A 1674-nucleotide genomic window follows, 5' to 3' on the forward strand; every position below is an offset into this window, starting at 1 on the left:
CCCGTCGAGGCTGGGCAAGAACTACTTTTAATGAGCTAGGATAAGGACGATTGCGGACCGTGGCTCGATATGCGTCCGGGATGGTCCTGGAACGGGCTGGATGCGCTGCAGGACAGCGAGAGCGCATTGGAACGCTGCGAGCAGCTCTGCCATGCGGGCCATGAAGGCATCGAAGCCGATGATGTTGAGCGCGCGAGTGAAGTTGTAGCAGAGGGCCATGAGACTCCATTCGCCGCGGACCTTGTCGAAGCCGCGAACGAGAAAGTGGCGATAGCCGGCGCGGCACTTGAGCGTGCCGAAGGGGTGTTCGACAATGCCCGAACGACGGCGCATCAACTGGCCTGCGCCTGCCATTCGTGCGCGATGACGGTCGAGAACGTCCTCGTGCTCCCAGCGACTGATGATCCGGTTGACCGCCGTCGGGGAGAGGCAACGAGCCTTCAACACGCACGTCCCGCAGGTCTTCTTGCTACCCGCATAGCGTATCTCGATGCGGCCGTTGGCACTCGTCCGGCGTCCGTCCATCGCATGCAGCAATCCTCCAGCCGGACAGGTGTAGGCGTCGGCGGCGGCGTCATAACTGAAGCTTCTGAGGCCGAAGCGGCCTTCCTTCTCGAGCCGCTGGTTGCCATCTGATGGGGGAACATAGGCTTCGATGCCATCGTCCTCGCAGCCCTTCAGGCCAGCGCTGCTGTAATAGCCTTCGTCCGCCAGCACCTGTAGCGCCTGCGCGTCGAGGGCCTCCTTGGTAGCTCTTGCCATCGCATGGAGCTGATTGACGTCGCTGCTATCGTTCACCACCTCGCTTGCGACAATGAGCTTGTGTTTGTCGTCCACGGCGAGCTGTACGTTATAGCCCGCAACGCCTTGCGCGCTCTTGACCAGAAGCCGTGCGTCGGGATCGGTCAGGGACAATTGCGTCTCACCAGTCTCTTCCAGCCGCTTCAGATCGGCTTGCGCGCGCGAGCGACGGGCCATCAGTGCCGCGACTTTGGCGCCGAGATCCTCGCCATCGCCTCCGCCGCCGTCGGTTCGATCCTTGCTCGTATCCCCGGCTTCCGTCACGTCGTTGTCGTCAAGGGATTTGCGGTAAGCCTCGATCTCCTGGTCAAGCTTTGCGATCTGATCGGCGAGCCTCTTGCGCGTAAAGATGCTCGCTTTGCTGACGTCGCCATGGAAGAAGGAGCCGTCGATCGCCACGACCGTGCCGCCGACCAGGCCAAGCTGGCGGATAAGCAACACAAAGCTGCGGTTCGCCGCCTTCAGAGCCTGCCAGTTCTCCTTGCGGAACTTGGCGATCGTCCGATAGCCCGGCTTCAGGCTCTTCAGTAGCCACATCAGCTCTAGATTACGGCTCGCTTCCCGCTCCAGCCGGCGCGATGACCTGATCTGGTTGATGTAGCCGTAAAGATAGAGCTTCAAGAGATCGGCCGGATCGTACGGCGGCTGACCCATCCCACCCGCGCCGCGGTCGGCGTGGCGGAAGCCAAGCTCTATGAGGTCAAGAGCACAGACAAAGCTCTCGATCGCCCGGACTGGATTATCCCGTCCAACATAATCCTCAATCCGCGCAGGAATCAGGTTTGCTAGTTCACGGCTCTCGCCGCTCTTGAATGTACGATTCGTCATAAGCAGAATCGTACATCAACTCCCGAAAATGCCGAGTTCTTGCCC

General features: G+C 60.8%; 1 protein-coding gene. It reads right to left on the reverse strand.

The features are described 5' to 3' along the window. Nucleotides 1-27: 27 nt before the first annotated feature. Nucleotides 28-1629 carry an IS1182 family transposase gene (locus K3F49_RS39010; RefSeq protein WP_234686153.1) on the reverse strand — a complete coding sequence of 534 codons (1602 nt, stop codon included), beginning with the start codon at nucleotides 1627-1629 and terminating at the stop codon, nucleotides 28-30. Nucleotides 1630-1674: the final 45 nt, after the last annotated feature.

The sequence above is a fragment of the Bradyrhizobium monzae genome, from assembly GCF_021458635.1.
GTDB lineage: Bacteria > Pseudomonadota > Alphaproteobacteria > Rhizobiales > Xanthobacteraceae > Bradyrhizobium.

Bases quoted from the DNA above. Each gene is read 5' to 3' on its own strand.
- K3F49_RS39010 (WP_234686153.1), bottom strand. From the start codon at position 1,629: ATGACGAATCGTACATTCAAGAGCGGCGAGAGCCGTGAACTAGCAAAC.